The sequence below is a fragment of the Arthrobacter sp. KBS0703 genome (assembly GCF_002008315.2).
In the GTDB taxonomy this organism is placed as follows: Bacteria; Actinomycetota; Actinomycetes; order Actinomycetales; family Micrococcaceae; genus Arthrobacter.
In genome coordinates this window covers 3,909,299-3,924,395 of the sequence record NZ_MVDG02000001.1, presented here as the reverse complement: position 1 = coordinate 3,924,395, position 15,097 = coordinate 3,909,299, and the positions used below count along the sequence as shown (strand labels likewise).

At 66.3% G+C, this 15,097-nt stretch carries 12 protein-coding genes and 1 pseudogene; 1 reads left to right on the top strand and 12 read right to left on the bottom strand.

From position 1 onward, the window contains the following. Window positions 1-265 precede the first annotated feature (265 nt). Window positions 266-1,000, top strand: a complete 735-nt coding sequence (locus B1A87_RS24195; RefSeq protein ID WP_260680941.1) for an ABC transporter substrate-binding protein — start codon at window positions 266-268, stop codon at window positions 998-1,000. 187 nt (window positions 1,001-1,187) lie between these two features. Here the strand turns inward: B1A87_RS24195 and B1A87_RS18220 are convergent, their stop codons facing one another. The 12 genes and pseudogenes from B1A87_RS18220 to B1A87_RS18165 all read right to left on the bottom strand — a co-directional run bounded on the left by B1A87_RS18220 (window position 1,188) and on the right by B1A87_RS18165 (window position 15,030). Further along, window positions 1,188-1,892 carry a FadR/GntR family transcriptional regulator gene (locus B1A87_RS18220; protein WP_078028454.1) on the bottom strand — a complete coding sequence of 235 codons (705 nt, stop codon included), beginning with the start codon at window positions 1,890-1,892 and terminating at the stop codon, window positions 1,188-1,190. A 10-nt stretch (window positions 1,893-1,902) separates the two neighbouring features. Next, window positions 1,903-3,030, bottom strand: a complete 1,128-nt coding sequence (locus B1A87_RS18215) for an L-talarate/galactarate dehydratase (protein ID WP_078028455.1) — start codon at window positions 3,028-3,030, stop codon at window positions 1,903-1,905. Window positions 3,031-3,202: 172 nt separating this feature from the next. Continuing rightward, window positions 3,203-5,062, bottom strand: coding sequence for an HNH endonuclease signature motif containing protein (locus tag B1A87_RS18210; protein ID WP_144275872.1), 1,860 nt, complete (start codon window positions 5,060-5,062; stop codon window positions 3,203-3,205). Window positions 5,063-5,187: 125 nt separating this feature from the next. Next, window positions 5,188-5,967: an AEC family transporter gene (locus B1A87_RS18205; RefSeq protein ID WP_078028688.1), complete on the bottom strand. Its 780-nt coding sequence runs from the start codon at window positions 5,965-5,967 to the stop codon at window positions 5,188-5,190. A 91-nt stretch (window positions 5,968-6,058) separates the two neighbouring features. Further along, the gene (locus B1A87_RS18200; protein ID WP_078028687.1) at window positions 6,059-7,387 is read right to left on the bottom strand and encodes an enolase C-terminal domain-like protein; all 1,329 of its coding nucleotides are present in this window, start codon (window positions 7,385-7,387) and stop codon (window positions 6,059-6,061) included. Continuing rightward, window positions 7,384-9,000, bottom strand: a complete 1,617-nt coding sequence (locus B1A87_RS18195) for an aldehyde dehydrogenase (NADP(+)) (protein WP_078028686.1) — start codon at window positions 8,998-9,000, stop codon at window positions 7,384-7,386. Before B1A87_RS18195 ends, B1A87_RS18200 begins: the two co-directional genes overlap by 4 nt. A gap of 34 nt (window positions 9,001-9,034) precedes the next feature. Beyond that, the gene (gene kdgD / locus B1A87_RS18190; protein WP_078028685.1) at window positions 9,035-9,949 is read right to left on the bottom strand and encodes a 5-dehydro-4-deoxyglucarate dehydratase; all 915 of its coding nucleotides are present in this window, start codon (window positions 9,947-9,949) and stop codon (window positions 9,035-9,037) included. A 174-nt stretch (window positions 9,950-10,123) separates the two neighbouring features. Further along, window positions 10,124-11,440, bottom strand: a complete 1,317-nt coding sequence (locus B1A87_RS18185; protein WP_078028684.1) for a glucarate dehydratase family protein — start codon at window positions 11,438-11,440, stop codon at window positions 10,124-10,126. A gap of 50 nt (window positions 11,441-11,490) precedes the next feature. Then, complete coding sequence (locus B1A87_RS18180) at window positions 11,491-11,892, bottom strand: universal stress protein (protein WP_078028683.1); 402 nt, start codon at window positions 11,890-11,892, stop codon at window positions 11,491-11,493. After that, entirely contained in the window at window positions 11,889-13,421 is a 1,533-nt protein-coding gene (locus B1A87_RS18175) for a tripartite tricarboxylate transporter permease (protein ID WP_078028682.1), read from the bottom strand. Before B1A87_RS18175 ends, B1A87_RS18180 begins: the two co-directional genes overlap by 4 nt. Before the next feature lie 8 nt (window positions 13,422-13,429). Then, a pseudogene (locus B1A87_RS25105) lies at window positions 13,430-13,834 on the bottom strand (tripartite tricarboxylate transporter TctB family protein). A gap of 182 nt (window positions 13,835-14,016) precedes the next feature. Next, complete coding sequence (locus B1A87_RS18165) at window positions 14,017-15,030, bottom strand: tripartite tricarboxylate transporter substrate binding protein (protein WP_078028696.1); 1,014 nt, start codon at window positions 15,028-15,030, stop codon at window positions 14,017-14,019. Window positions 15,031-15,097 lie beyond the last annotated feature (67 nt).

Here is a 15,097-nt window from a genome sequence, read left to right as displayed (position 1 = left end):
TGGCCCTCCGTCCCCTTGTGGTGTTTTTGGAATCACAACTAGCTTGAGTCCAGCGCGGCCCCCAGCTCCCTGTCCTCACCATCGTCAAAGCTGCAGCCTGCCGTGCTCCACTAATCCGGAGGATCCAATGACGTCTTCTTCAACACCCCTATTTTCCGCACCGGCGGTCAAATGGCCGGCCCTCGCGGCCGGGGCCCTGCTGGCGCTGAGCGGCTGCGCCGTGTCCAATTCCGAGGCCGCACCTGCCTCCGGAAGCGCTCTCCGCGTGGTCCTTGCCCAGGAGCCGCCGACGCTGGAGGCCTGCGAGTCAAACCTCACGTCCACCGGCGTGGTGGTGCGCTCAAACGTGACGGAGCCGCTGGTGGAGCGGAATCCCAAAACCGGCGAACTCGAACCCTTGCTCGCAACGGAGTGGAAAGCAACGTCAGCCACGGGATGGACGTTCAAGCTGCGCGAAGGCGTGAAGTTCCAGGACGGCACACCGTTCAATGCGGAAGCCGCGGCCTTCACGATCGACAGGGCCGTCAACTCCAAGCTCGGCTGCAACGTGGAAGGCTACGTGTTCGGCGATGCCGATCTGAAGGTGAAGGCTGTCGACGCCACAACCCTCACCGTTACCACGCCCAAACCCGACCCCATCCTCCCGCTGCGCCTTTCCTTCCTTGAGGTGGTGCCGCACGAAGGCCATGAGGAAGGAGACGATGCCCCAGCTGATCATGATCCGTGTCAGCCACACCTTTGCGCCGAACTTCTCCATCATCACGTTGCTGGGGAGTTCGAAGATGGCGTAGGCGATGAAGAACAGACCGGCGCCGAAGCCGTAGGCGGCGGCGCCGATGCCCACGTCGGCTTCGAGGTGCTCATGGGCATAGCCGATGTTGGACAGGTTCAGCTCGTTGCATACGAGCATGACCAGCATGATGGGCAGAACACGCTTGAAAAACTTCTTCGTGGCGTGTGCCACGTCCGTGACAGCGGTGTCTACAGACTGCCTGGGTAATTCCTTTGAATAGGCGACGCGGGTCGACTGGCGACGGGCGATAGATCTGTGGCCAGCGCCACAGCGATTTCACTCACTGTATTGGCCACCCGCGATGCGCGTCCAACACAAAATTTGCATTACCGAATACCTTGAAGGAATGGCGAAGCCCCGATCGCAGGATGCCGCCCGTAGAGCGGCCCCGTTGTCAGCCGGCGGCCGGCGCCGGGGCGCGCAGGCGGCGCCGGGAATTCGCCAAATGGTTGCGCATGGCGGCCGACGACGACGATTCGTCACCTTCTGCGATGGCAGCGTAGATGGACCCGTGTTCGTGGACCACCTGGTCGAAGTGGTCGCGGGCGTAGTGCTCAACGCCCGTCATCAGCCGGGTCCGGGGCATGGCGATCATGGTCTGGCCCAGGGACGCGAGGCAGTCGGAATAGAACGGATTTCCGGAGGCCGCGGCGACCGCACGGTGGAAGTCGTAGTCGGATTTCATGGCGTGCGCCGGGTGCCCTACGCTGGCGGTGAACTCTTCGAGGGCTCGCAGGACAACCTTCAGCTGGCGGTCGGTGCGATTCCTTGCTGCCAGAGCGGCGGCCTCGGACTCGACGCCCATGCGGAACTCAAGCAGGTGCAGGCGGTCCTCCATGGTGACCACAGCGCGGGTGCCTCGGGCCGACGTCGGCCCGTCCGGAGGCGGGGTCAGCGCAAAGCTGCCCCGCCCCCGCTCGGTTTCCACGAGTCCTTCGGCCTGAAGCCGGGTGAGCGCGGAACGGACCACCGTGCGGCTGACGCCGAACTCGCTGATCAGCGTGTTTTCGCTCGGCAGCTTGTCGCCGGGCTGTATGGCGCCGTCGACAATGCGGGCGCGAAGATCGGCGGCGAGGTCCGCGGTCAGGTTCCGGCTCATGGGTTCAAGATTACGCGCCGAACTCCACGGCCTCGGTGGTCCAGGCGCGTGCCTGGTCGCTGAGGCTCACGCCCAGCCCCGGACGGTCGGGAACGATCATGCGTCCATTCTTGGTTTCGATGCGCTCGTTGAACAGGGGATCGAGCCAGTCGAAGTGTTCCACCCACGGTTCGCGCGGGTAGGCGGCGGCGAGGTGCAGGTGGATCTCCATGGCGAAGTGCGGTGCCAGGCCCAGGCCGCGTTCGTCCGCGAGGGCGGCGAGGCGGAGGAACTGTGTAATGCCGCCGACGCGGGGAGCGTCGGGTTGGATGATGTCGCAGCCGTTGGCGTTGATGAGGCCCTTGTGCTCGGCCACCGAAGCCAGCATCTCGCCGGTGGCGATGGGCGTGTCGAGGACGGAGGCGAGGTGGGCATGGCCCTCGAAGTCGTAGGCGTCCAGCGGCTCTTCAATCCACACGAGGTTGAATTCCTCGAGCTGGCGCCCCATGCGCAGTGCGGTGGCGCGGTCCCACTGCTGGTTGGCGTCCACCATGAGCGGCACGTCCCAGCCGATGTGTTCGCGGATGCCGGCGACGCGGCGAAGGTCCTCTCTGCTATCGGGGAGGCCGACCTTGATTTTGATGCCGCCGATTCCCTCGTTGATGGACTGGGTGGCGCGTGCTTTGACCTCATCCAGGGTGGCGTTGAGGAAGCCGCCGGAGGTGTTGTAGGTCTGGACGGAATCGCGGTAGGAGCCTAGGAGTTTGGCCAGGGGCAGGCCGGCACGCTTGGCCTTCAGGTCGTACAGGGCGATGTCGATGGCGGCCAGTGATTGGGTTGCCACGCCGGAGCGGCCCACGGAGGCGCCGGCCCAGAGAAGCTTGGTGTAGATCTTGCCGATGTCGTTGGGGTCCTCGCCGATGATGCCTTCGGCGACTTCCTTGGCGTGGGCGTACTGGGCAGGTCCGCCGGCGCGTTTGGAGTAGCTGAACCCGATGCCGCTGTGTCCCTGCTCGGTGGTGATTTCGGCGAAGAGGAAGACAACCTCGGTCATGGGCTTCTGGCGTCCGGTGAAGACCTTGGCGTCGCTGATCGGGACGGCCAGCGGGAGCCTCGCCGTGGAAAGTTTGACGTGCCGGATGAGGTCGACCGTACTCATGGGTTCTCCTTGAAGACTAGGGGGCAACATCGCCCGCACTTCTTAGGCTACAAGTAGCAAACTTGTATTACAAGTAATGGCGGGAAATGGTCCCCGGGAGAATGCGGCAGCCGCACAGTGCGTTCTGCCGGCTCCGCACGGTCGCTGCCCCTAGCGCGGCCTCCCGGTGGGTTTAGTTGCGGTGTTGGTGGTTGCGGCGGGGTGTTTGTTTGGGGTCGATGTGGGGTGGGGGGATGAACCAGGGGATGCCGGTTTGCATGTGGATGGTCCATTGTTCTTTGTGGATGAGGTGGTGGTGGTGGGTGCAGAGGAGTGTGCCGTTGTCGGTGTTGGTGGGTCCGCCGTGTGACCAGTAGGTGGTGTGGTGGGCTTCGCACCAGGGGGCGGGGATGGTGCAGTTGGGGAAGGTGCAGCCTTGGTCGCGGGCGGTGATGGCTTTGCGGATGTGGGGCGGGAAGATGCGGGTGGTGCGGCCGATGTCGAGGATGCGGCCTTCGCTGCCGAGGAGGATGGGGATGATGTCGGCGTCGCAGGCGATTTTGCGGATGGTGGCGGGGGTGACGGGGCCGGTGTAGGTGAACGTTCCGGTGCCGGTCGCGGTGCCTGGAGGCCCGCCCGCGGTGGTGTTGTAGCGGGGTCCGTTGGTGGCGGTGGTCTCGAGGCGGTTGAGGAGGTCCTGGTAGCTGATGGTGACCATGACCTGGGGCCGGAGGCCGCCGGTGGCGGGCAGGGTTGCGGTGGCGAGGGCGGTTTTGCAGGCGCCGATGAGGCCGTCGAGGAGTTGTTGGGGCCGGGTGCGGCGTTCCAGGTGGGCGGTGTCGGCGGCGGCCTCGGCTGCGGCGCCGAATCCCGGCCCGGTGTGAGGTCCCGCAGCGGTGCCTTCGTTCGTGTCCGTGGTGGTGCCGTTCTCGCCGTCTGCGTCGCTGTTTCCGGGGCCGGTGGTGAGTGGGGTGCGGGGGTTGGTGGCGGTGTTCATGACGGTGAGGAGGTGTTCGTATTGGTCGGGGGTGGCGAAGATTTCGAGGTGGTGGAGTCCGCGGCGGGGGCGGCGGAGGAAGGCGCCTTGGCGGTGGCGGAGGTCTTCTTCGCTGGGTTCGGTGCCGTCCTGGTCGATGGCGTCGGTCCAGCGCTGGGTGATGCGGGTGAGGAAGTCCTGGTCGTTGGTGGTCGCGGTGCGGGTCAGGACGTGTTCCATCCGGGCGAGGTCCTCGGGTGCGGCGATGTGGCGGACGCGGTCCAGGGCGGTGGTGATGATGGTGCCGGCGCGGGAGGCGATGGTGCCGGTGGCGAGGGCGGCGGCGGTTTCTTCGCAGGCCGGGGGCAGGGGCTGGCCGGTGATGCCGGTGCGGGGGAGGACGGCGGAGGCCAGGGCGAGACGGCGGCGGGCTTCCCCGGCGCCGATCCGTAGCCGGATCCGCAGGAACTCCGCGGTGTTCCGGCACCCGTCATCGGCCGGCGACACCGCCGGGACAGAGCCGGCAGAGCACATGTCGGCGGAGCTTGGCCCCGCGGAACCGGCGGCGGAGCTGGAGGCACCAGCAGCGGCGGTGCCGTCGTCATCCGCGGCTTCGGTGTCGTGGCCCCAGCCGGTGGTCCAGCCGGCGGCTTTGCTTGCGGGTCCGGCGGCGTTGATCGCTTCGGTGCGGGTCCGGTCCACGGCCCCCGCCGCGAGTACCTGCAGGTATTCGGCCCGGCGGGAGATCTCCTCGGCGAGCCCGGCGAAATCCGCGGCCTCCGCGAAACCGGCCAGGGCCAGCTCACCGGGTGCGGATTCGACGGCGGCCTCCAGCAGCACCAGGCAGCACTCGAGGTAGTCGCTCGCGCTGCCGCTGAAGGCTGAATCCGTGAACGACGCAGCGGTGACAGACCGGCCGGCGGCAGCACCGCCGTCGGACGCCACGCAATCCGTGCGGAAGGCAGAAGCAGGAACGCTGCGCAGCCGGCGGCTCCGCAGCAGGGCAACCGCGCCAAGGCCCGGCGTGACCGCCCGGCCCGCGGCGTAACCCGCTGCGCATTCCCCAATGGCTTCCATAGGGAAACTCTCCCAGAGGGGTCAGACAATTAAGCCGCGCCGGCCTGCAAGGAGGGTTGCCAACCAGGACAGCTAGGAGGGGCGCCCTATCTATCCACCGACCCCGTACCTGCAACAGCAAGTACCTATCCGACAGCCCACGCCACCAGCAGCAGTGCACCCACGCTGAGGAGCGTGGTGCAGAGGATGACATCCCTGGCCACGCTCATGCCCCGGCCGTAGGGCGATGCGAAAAGAAAGACGTTCTGGGCGGTGGGGAGCGCGGCCATGATCACGCTGGCGAGCAGGTGCTGCCCCTCGAGTCCGAAGACGAAGCGGCCCAGCACCCAGACAATGAGGGGCATCACGGCGATCTTGAGGAAGGTTGCCACGAGCGTTTCGGTGCGGCCGTCGTCCTTTTGCAGGGGAGCCTTGCCGGCCAGTGACAGTCCAAAGGCGAGCAGGACCATGGGGACTGCACCGCCGGCCAGCATGTCGATCGGCTTCTGCAGCAGGTCCGGCGCCGTCCAGCCGGTCAGTGCCGCCGCGGCGCCGAGCCCGGAGGCGATGATCATCGGGTTGGCGAAGGGCTGGACCAGCAGCCGCCTCCAGGAAATCTTCGAGCCCCCTGCCAGCCCCAAGACGGTGAGGTAGAACGGGGCCATGACAAGGATCTGCACCAGCAGCACCGGCGCCACATGCTGGGCCGTGCCCACCGCGTAGAGGGACACGGGAATGCCGATGTTGTTGGCGTTGGCGTAGCTGCCGGCCACCACCGTGAAGAGCAGGGCCGGGTTGGTGATGTAGAAGGCCGTGCGGGTGAGCGCGCCCTGGACCTCGGGGCCCAGGATCCGCAGCCTGGCCGCCAGATAGCCGACGGCGATGACCGCGGAGACGATGAGTATTCCGGAGACAACGCCGAGCACTCTGCGCCCTTCTATTTATCTGTGTACACGTGGCCGAACGGCCGAGCCTCATGTGGGGGAGGCCCGGCCGTGCGGAAGGACTAGTTACTTTCTACCGCACCAGGCAGGGTCGCTTCGGGTCGAAGGACCAGCCGTCGATGTAGTACTGCATGCCGATGCTGTCGTCCCGGGCGTCGAGGCCGTGCTTGAGGTACAACTGGTGAGCCTTGTCCAGGGCCTCGCGGTCCAGTTCGATGCCGAGTCCCGGGGCGTCCGGAACCTCGATGGCGCCGTCCCTGATCTGCAGTGGCTCCTTGGTCAGGCCCTGGCCGTCCTGCCAGATCCAGTGCGTGTCCAGCGCCGTGATCTCGCCCGGTGCGGCGGCTCCGGTGTGGGTGAACATGGCCAGCGAGATGTCGAAGTGGTTGTTCGAGTGCGAGCCCCAGGTGAGGCCGAACTCGTGGCACATCTGCGCCACCCGGACGGATCCGTGCATCGTCCAGAAGTGCGGATCGGCCAGCGGAATGTCGACGGCGTTGCTGCGGATGGCGTGCGACATCTCCCGCCAGTCCGTGGCGATCATGTTGGTGGCCGTCTTCAGGCCGGTGGCGCGGCGGAATTCGGCCATCACTTCGCGGCCGGAGAAGCGCCCCTCGGCGCCGCAGGGGTCCTCGGCGTACGCGACGACGCCCTGCATCCGCTTGCCGAGCCTGATGGCTTCCTCAAGGAGCCAGCCGCCGTTGGGATCGAGCGTGACTCGCGCTTCGGGGAAGCGCTTGGCTAGCGCCGTGACCACGTCAACCTCGTCATCGCCGGACAGTACTCCGCCCTTGAGCTTGAAATCGCTGAATCCGTAGCGTTCCTGCGCGGCCTCGGCCAAGGCAACCACTGCCTTGGGGGTCATGGCCTCCTGGCGGCGCAGCTTCTCCCACCGGTCCGACGGCGCGTCCTCCACGAGGTAGGGCAGATCGGTCCTGCTGTGGTCGCCGACAAAGAAGAGGTAGCCCAGCATGGGCACCGACGTCCGCTGCTGGCCGTCGCCGAGTAGCTCGGCGACCGGGACGCCGAGGAACTGGCCGTGGAGGTCCAGGAGCGCGGACTCGACGGAGGTGACGGCGTGGACGGTGGTGCGCAGGTCAAATGTCTGCAGGCCGCGGCCGCCGGCCTCACGGTCGGCGAATTCGGCCGCGATGTCGCGCAGCAGGGACCGGTAGCGCGCCACCGGCTTGCCGGTGATCAGTGCCCCGGCCTCCTCGATGGTAGTGCGGATCTTCTCGCCGCCGGGCACTTCGCCGAGGCCGGTGCGGCCGTCCGAATCGGTCACGATGACGATATTCCGGGTGAAAAACGGTCCGTGGGCGCCGCTGAGGTTCATCAGCATGCTGTCGTGGCCGGCGACCGGGACCACTTCGACGCGGGTGACGGTGGGCTGCGTGCTCATGCGTTGACCTCATCCTCTGCGTCGGCTGCGGCTTCGACCATGCCGTCGATCCGGCGGTTCAACTGCCACGGATTGGCGTCCTGCAGCGATGCCGGCAGCAGTTCCTGCGGCAGGTTCTGGTAGGCGACAGGCCGGAGGAAGCGGTTGATGGCCAGCGTGCCCACGGACGTGGTGCGCGTGTCCGATGTCGCGGGGAAGGGGCCGCCGTGGACCATGGCGTGGCCCACTTCGACGCCGGTGGGCCAGCCGTTGACGATGATGCGGCCCACCTTCTGCTCGAGCGCCGGCAGCAGGCGTGCCGCCGTCGGGTAGTCCTCTTCGGTGAGCTGCAGCGAAGCGGTGAGCTGCCCTTCGATCCGCTTGGTCGCCTCAATCAGTTCCTCGGCCGTGGAGTAGCGGATCACCAGGCTGGCCGCGCCGAAGATTTCGGCGTGCAGCACATCGTTGGACACAAACTCTGGGATATCGGTGCCAAAGATGGTGGGGGCCGGCGCGTTCTCGGTGGCACCCTCGGTGCCTTTTCCGACGACGCTGACGTTGTGGGCGCCGCCGAGCGCCTCGGCGCCGGAGTTCCAGGACGCGGCGATGCCTTCGGTCAGCATGGTCTGGCCGGCGCAGGCGGACACGGCGCGTCCGACGGCGGCAGCAAGTTTGTCGCCAGCCTCACCGGCGGGCGCGAACAGGAGGCCGGGGGACGTGCAGAGCTGCCCTGAGCTGCCAGTGACGGCGGTGACGTACTGCTGGGCCAGCGCGTCAATTTTTTCGGCGGAGCCGTTCAGCGCGCCGGGGAAGACGAAGACCGGGTTGAGCGATGACATTTCGGCGTAGACGGGAATCGGCTCGGGGCGCGCGGCCGCCGTACGCATCAGGGCGATGCCGGCGCTCTGGGAACCGGTGAAGCCGACGGCCTTGATGACGGGATCCGCCACAAGGGCCTGGCCGATGCTGCTGCCGGGCCCGTAGATGAGGGAGAACACGCCGGGGTGAAGGCCGATTTTCTCGACGGCCTTCACAATGGCCTGGCCCACCAGTTCGCTGGTGCCGGGGTGGGCGTTGTGGGCCTTGAAGACCACCGGGCAGCCGGCGGCGAGGGCCGAGGCGGTGTCTCCTCCCGCCGTCGAAAAGGCAAGTGGGAAGTTGCTCGCGCCGAACACGGCCACCGGGCCGAGTGGGATCTGGCGCTGGCGGATGTCGGCGCGCGGCAGGGGCTTCCGGCCCGGCAGGGCCGGATCGATCCGGACGCCGCGGAAGTCGCCTTGGCGGACCACGTTGGCGAACAGCCGCAGCTGGCCCGTGGTGCGCGCACGCTCACCCTGCAGACGGGCAGCCGGCAGCCCGGTTTCCCGGCCGGCGCGGATGATCAGATCGTCGCCGATGGCTTCGATGTTGTCCGCGATTGCGTCCAGGAAGGCGGCGTGGGTATCGGGGTCCAGCGTGCTGAAGGACTCGAAGGCCTCCGCCGCAGCCGCGGTGGCTGCCTTGAGCTGATCTTCGGTGATCAGCGTGTAGGCAGGGGCGAGCTGTTCGTTGCTGGCGGGGTCGAAGCCGAAGGCGGTTTTGCCTTCGCCGGCGACCGGCTGGCCGGCAATCAGGGAGTGTCCGGTGAGGGTCACGGTGGTTCCTCCTAGGAGACGTGGATCAGGTGGATCAGGAAACGGTGGCGATGAGGGCTTTGAGGTCGGCGAGGTCCTGCGGTGCCAGGTTCTGCAGCGGCGGGCGGACTCCGCCGGCCGAGCGGCCGATCGCGTCGAGGCCGCCCTTGACGATGGAGACAGAGTAGCCCTTCACGCGATCACGGATGTCCAGGTAGGGGATGACGAACTCGTTGAGCTTCTTGTTGACGGCCGCGCGGTCTTGGTTGCGGACATCCTGGTAGAAGTCGAGGGCGAACTGCGGCACGAAGTTGTACATGGCGCTGGAGTAGGTGCTCATGCCGAGCTGCAGCAGCGGAAGCGCGAAGGTTTCGGCCGTGGGGAGGCCGCCGAGGTAGAACAGGCGGTCGCCGAGCTTGGCGTAGACGCGGGCGTCGTGCTCGAGGTCGCCCACGCCGTCCTTGAATCCGATCAGGTTCTCGTGGCGGTCGGCCAGCGTGGCCACCGTGGTGTCCTTGTAGATCGCGTTGGCGCGGTTGTAGATGATCACGCCGAGCGATGTCGCCTTGCAGATGGCGCTGACGTGCTCGATCAGGCCGCCTTGGTCTGCTTCGGTCAGGTACGGCGGGAGAAGCAGGATGCCCTCGGCCCCGGCGGCTTCGGCCGCTTTGGCGTTTTCGATGGCCTGAGCCGTGGATCCGCCCGCTGACGCCAGGACCGGAACCAGGCTTCCGACTTCCTCGACGGCGGCACGCACCACGCGTGCCGACTCGGAGGGGGTGAGTGAAAAGCCTTCGCCCGTGCCGCCCGCTGCGAAGAGGCCCGCCACCGGGTAGCTGGTCTGCCAGGCCAGGTGCTTGCGGTAGTTCTCTTCGTCGAACTGCAGCTCGGCGTCGAAGGATGTCACCGGAAAGGAGAGCAGTCCTTCCTTGAGGACGTTGGCGAGTTCCTGGGGTGAGTATTTTGCCACGGGATGGTCCTTGGAGTTGGCGCCGCGGGCGGCGGAGGTGGTGTGGTTCCTTTTCAGCCTAGGCAGCTAATTCATGCCTGTCTAAGCCTATTTATGTATTGATTGATACCCTTTAGGCATTGCTTGGCTGCGGGGGTGGCCGGCCGTCCACCGTGAACGTACTAGTCCGGTCATTCACCATCGCGGGGTTACCAGCTCGTAGTCGGGGTGGACACTCTGCATGTAGCCCGTGTCGTCGCGGTTCTGCATGCCGGACTTCAAGTACTGCTCGTGGAGGCGTGCCAAGGCCTCACGGTCCAGTTCCACGCCCAGCCCGGGCGCGGTGGGAACGCCGACGGCGCCGTTGCGGAAGACCAGGGGTCCCTGCACGATGACATCCTCGTCGGGTTCCTTCCACGGCCAGTGCGTATCGCAGGCGTAGTCCAGGTTCGGCGTGGCGGCGGCCAGGTGGACCATGGCGGCCAGGCTGATGCCCAGGTGCGAGTTGGAATGCATGGACAATCCAAGGCCGAAGGTTTCCGATATGCCGGCCAGCGACTGGGACCGGCGGAGGCCGCCCCAGAAGTGGTGGTCCGAGAGGATGACGTCGACGGCGCCGGCCTCAACGGACGGAGGCACGTCGCCGAAGCTGACCACGCACATGTTGGTCGCGAGGGGCATGGACACGTTGCGGCGCACCTCGGCCATGCCGGCGAGGCCCGGAGTGGGATCCTCCAGGTATTCCAGCACGCCGTAGAGGTCCTTGCCCACCCGGATGGACGTGTCCACGGTCCAGGCGGCATTGGGGTCGATGCGCAGCGGCAGGTCCGGGAATTCGGCCCGGAGTGCCTTGATGGCGTCCACTTCCTGCTCGGGAGGGAACACTCCTGCCTTGAGCTTCAGGGCGGTGAAGCCGTATTCGTCCACCATGCGGCGGGCCTGCCGGACGATTCCCGCGGGATCCAGTGCGGCTCCCCAGGAGTCTTCCTGGTGGCCGGGGTGCCCCGCCCATTTGTAGAAGAGGTATCCGCTGAAGGGGATCTCGCCCCGGACCGCCCCTCCGAGCAGGTCGCTCACGGGACGTCCGAGGATCTTCCCCTGGATATCGAGCGAAGCAACGTCGAAAGGGGACAGCACTCGGTCCGGGGTGCTGGAACCGGTCACCATTCCCGACATCCCGTGGCCGCCGACGGTGGTGTCGGCAGTGAGGGCCCTGGTGACCCGCTGGCGCATCTCGTTGATGTTAAAGACATCGGTTCCGGCCAGGGCCGCAGCGGCGAGTTTTAGCCGGCTAATGTGCGGGGCATCCCCGTAGGTCTCTCCGAGGCCGGAGATACCGGTGTCGGTGGTGATCTCCACGATGGCCCGCAGCGCGAAGGGCTCGTGCACGCCCACCGCGTTAAGAAGGGGCGGATCCTTGAATGCCACCGGGGTGATGGCGATGTCCTTGATGCGGTGTGGCCCGGTGGGGCTGAGGGGGCGGTTCACGGCTCTGGTGACTCCTGGCTTCATAGCCCGGCGGCGGAGAAATCGCCGCCGGGCGCGGACTGCAATGGGTGGGGTTAGGATTTTTCCCGGACTTTGACCGCCAGCACTGGCCGGTCCGCCTGCAGCAGGATCCGCTGGGAGTGGCTCCCGAGGATGAACTTTCCGACCTGGGACCTCCTGCGGAGACCGATGACGATCAGGGAGGCATCGATCTCGTCGGCGATGTCAATGAACTCGTCGGTCAGGTCGTCGGTGTGGCCAGGCTGCCGGATTGTTGCCTGGACGCCGGCCACTTCGGCCCGCCGCAGCAGCTCCGTGACCTGTTCCACCGAGGCGAGGGCGGCGTCGACGGGCGCTCCCTTGCGTGGTGAATTGAGGATGACGATGCTCTCGCGTCGCAGCTGGCCTTCGGCGATGCCTGCCTCAAGGGCCGCCTCGCCCTCGGGCGTGGGCAGGTAGCCGATCAGAATTGTCATACTCGTTCCTTTTCTTCATGCCGGGCTTCGACGGCGGGTGCGGTGGTCCGGGTCCTCTTGAAGGCCTTCTGGAGCAGCGGCAAAAGCATCACCACAAGGAAGACCAGCAGCAGGACGCCGGAGATGGGCCGGCCAATGAAGCCGGCGGGGTCGCCTCCGAAGAGGAGGAGGGAGCGCCTCAGGTTTTCCTCGAGGAGGGAGCCGAGGACGAAGGCCAGCACCAGCGGACCGGGCTCGAAGCCGAACTTCTTCATCAGGTATCCGAGGATGCCGAAGACAATGACCAGCCAGATATCAAAGATGCTGTTGTTGATGGTGTAGACGCCGATCAGCGTGATGAGCACCGTGATCGGAGCGAGGATGGCCGCCCGGACCCGCAGGATCTTCACGAAGATGCCGACCAGGGGGATGCTCATGATGAGCAGCAGGATGTTGCCGATGTACATCGAGTTGACCACGCCCCAGAAAAGCTCCGGATCGTCCTGGACGAGCTGGGGCCCCGGCGTGACGCCCTGGATCAGCAGCGCACCGAAGATGATAGCCATGGTGGCGTTGGCGGGAATGCCCAGGGTCAGCAGCGGAATGAACGAGGACGTCGCGGCGGCGTTGTTGGCGCTTTCCGGTGCGGCGACACCTTCGACTGCGCCGCGGCCGAAGCGTTCGGGGTTCTTGGCCCGCTTCTTTTCCATGGCGTAAGCCGCGAGTGAGGCGATGGTTGCGCCGCCGCCCGGCAGGATCCCGAGGAAGAAGCCCAATAGGGATCCCCGGCCGATTGCGCCGGACGATTCCTTCAGGTCCTTGCGGGAGGGCCAGACGTTTGCCACCTTGGCCGGCGCCTGGACCTTGTTGTGCCGTTCCTCGAGGTTGTACAGGATTTCACCCAGGCCGAAGATGCCCATGGCGATCGGTACGAAGTCGAGGCCGTCGGCGAGGGACAGGTTATCGAACGTGAACCGTGACTCGCCGGTGAACGTGTCGCGGCCGACCGTGGCCAGGAGCAGCCCAAGCGACGCGGCGATGATGGATTTCAGCTTGCTGCCGTTGCTGACCGTTGCCACCAGAAGGATGCCCAGCATGGCCAGGGCGGTGTACTCCGGCGGTCCGAAATCCAGGGCGAATCCGGCGACGACGGGTGCCAGAAGGGTCAGTCCAATGATCGAGACGGTGCCGCCGAAGAAGGAGCCGATGGCCGCGATGCCGAGGGCGGTGCCGGCCTTTCCCTGACGGGCCAGGGCGTAGCCGTCAAAGACGGTCACCACCGAGGATGCTTCGCCGGGCAGCCGGAGGAGCACGGACGTGATGGTTCCGCCGTACTGGGCCCCGTAGAAGATGCCGGACAGCATGATGATGGCTGTCACGGGCTCGACGCCGTACGTCAGCGGGAGCAGGATGGCGATGGTCGCTGCCGGGCCCAGGCCTGGCAGTACGCCGATGAGCATTCCGATGACGACGCCGATGAGGCAGTAGAGGAGGTTCATCGGTTCCAGCACGACGCCGAAACCGTTGATGACCGGTGCAAGAAAGTCCATGAGGTTCCCTAGAACAGATGTGGGATGGGCACGCTAAGCGCCACGACGAAGATCAGGTAGAAGGCCGCTGTCACGGCGAGGCTGAGGATGATGGACATCCGCCAGGTTTCCTTGCCCAGGAATCTCAATCAGACGAAGGTCAGCAGCAGGGTGGGGATCTCAAAGCCAGCCACCCCGACCACCAGGACGAACCCGACCAGCGTCGCTACTCCGCCGGCAACCTGCCAGCTTGACCCCGAGAAGGCTTCGGCGTCCAGCTTCTTCCGCCCGAAAACGAGCAGGGCCGCTGACATGGCGATCATGACAAGGCTGATGATGAACGGCCACAGCCCAGGTTCGGGCTTTTCGGGGCTGCCAAGGCCCATGGCCACTGACATGGCCAGGCATGCGGCGCCAAGAGCGGCGGTGGCCACGGCCGCGGCCACGTTGGCGAGGGGACCGGCGTGCGGGGGCCGTTCCTCATCCCATTCCGCGGCCAGCTGTTCGGCAGTCAGCGGTTCGGGGAGCTCGTCGGCGATTGTGGGAGAAGGGCCGTTCCCGGCGGCAGCGTGGTTGGCGCTGCCGCCGGAAGAGGCTTCCTTATTTGATGCGGAAATCACTTGCCGCCGCCCAGATCGACGTCGTACTTCTGGGTCAGTTCCTTGTACTTGGCCGCGTTGGCTGACCAGTCCTTGGCGACCTGGCCGCCGTCGATCTCGGCCGCGGTGAAGAGGTTCTGCTTGTTGAAGGCCTTGTAGGCGTCGGATTCGAACGCCTTCTTGAAGGACTCACGCAGCTTGGTCAGGACGGCTTCGGGGGTGCCCTTGGGTGCGGCCACCGCGCGGAACTGGGACACCGGGACGTCATAGCCGGCCTCGACGGCGGTGGGGGTGTCCGGCAGGTACTGGTTGCGTTCCTTCGAGAAGACCACGATCGGGCTAAGTTTGCCGGCCTTGATCTGGGGCATGGCCTCGGCGAGCTGGATGGTGGCCAGATCAACCTGGTTTCCCAGGAGCGCCGTCATGGCGGGGGAGCCGCCGTCGAACGGAACGTCGGTGCCGTCGATCTTTGCCTGCTTGAACAGCAGAGCCTGTGCCAGCTGGCTGCCGGTTCCGACGCCGGTGGTGGCGAAGTTGAACTTCTTGCCCGCCTTGGTCAGGTCGTCCATGGTCTTCATGCCTGAGCCCGCATTGGAGACTAGGACGTAGTCATCCTGGGAAATTCCCGTGATGACCTCATAGTCTTCGATCTTGACCGTCTCGCCGGCGGAGACGGCCAGCGGCGTGATGGCGAACAGGGAGGCGTTCAGGATGACGAGCGTCTGCCCGTCCGCTTTCGCGCCGCCAACTTCCTTGGTGGCCAGGGCGCCGTTCGCGCCCGGCTTGTTGACGACGGGGATGGGAGCCCCGAGCGGGCCGCTGGCGTTCTCAGCCAGTGCGCGGCCGATCAGGTCGGTGCTGCCGCCCGGATCGGCGCCGATGGTGAGCGTGACCGGGCCTGCAGGGAACTTGCTGGCGTCCGCCGCCGGGCCGGTGCCCGCCACGTTGCCGCCGCACGCGGTCAATGCCAGCGCGAGGGCAAGGCCAGACCCCGTGGCCAGAATGGACCGACGTGTGAATGCCGACTTGATCATAATTCTCCTTTGAATATTCGCCGCTGGGGAGCGGAAATCGTGCGCCCGTGAGCTCCGTCACTCC

Bases quoted from the DNA above. Each gene is read 5' to 3' on its own strand.
- B1A87_RS18220 (WP_078028454.1), bottom strand. From the start codon at position 1,892: ATGAGCCGGAACCTGACCGCGGACCTCGCCGCCGATCTTCGCGCCCGC.
- B1A87_RS18215 (WP_078028455.1), bottom strand. From the start codon at position 3,030: ATGAGTACGGTCGACCTCATCCGGCACGTCAAACTTTCCACGGCGAGG.
- B1A87_RS18210 (WP_144275872.1), bottom strand. From the start codon at position 5,062: ATGGAAGCCATTGGGGAATGCGCAGCGGGTTACGCCGCGGGCCGGGCG.
- B1A87_RS18200 (WP_078028687.1), bottom strand. From the start codon at position 7,387: ATGAGCACGCAGCCCACCGTCACCCGCGTCGAAGTGGTCCCGGTCGCC.
- B1A87_RS18185 (WP_078028684.1), bottom strand. From the start codon at position 11,440: ATGAAGCCAGGAGTCACCAGAGCCGTGAACCGCCCCCTCAGCCCCACC.
- B1A87_RS18180 (WP_078028683.1), bottom strand. From the start codon at position 11,892: ATGACAATTCTGATCGGCTACCTGCCCACGCCCGAGGGCGAGGCGGCC.
- B1A87_RS18175 (WP_078028682.1), bottom strand. From the start codon at position 13,421: ATGGACTTTCTTGCACCGGTCATCAACGGTTTCGGCGTCGTGCTGGAA.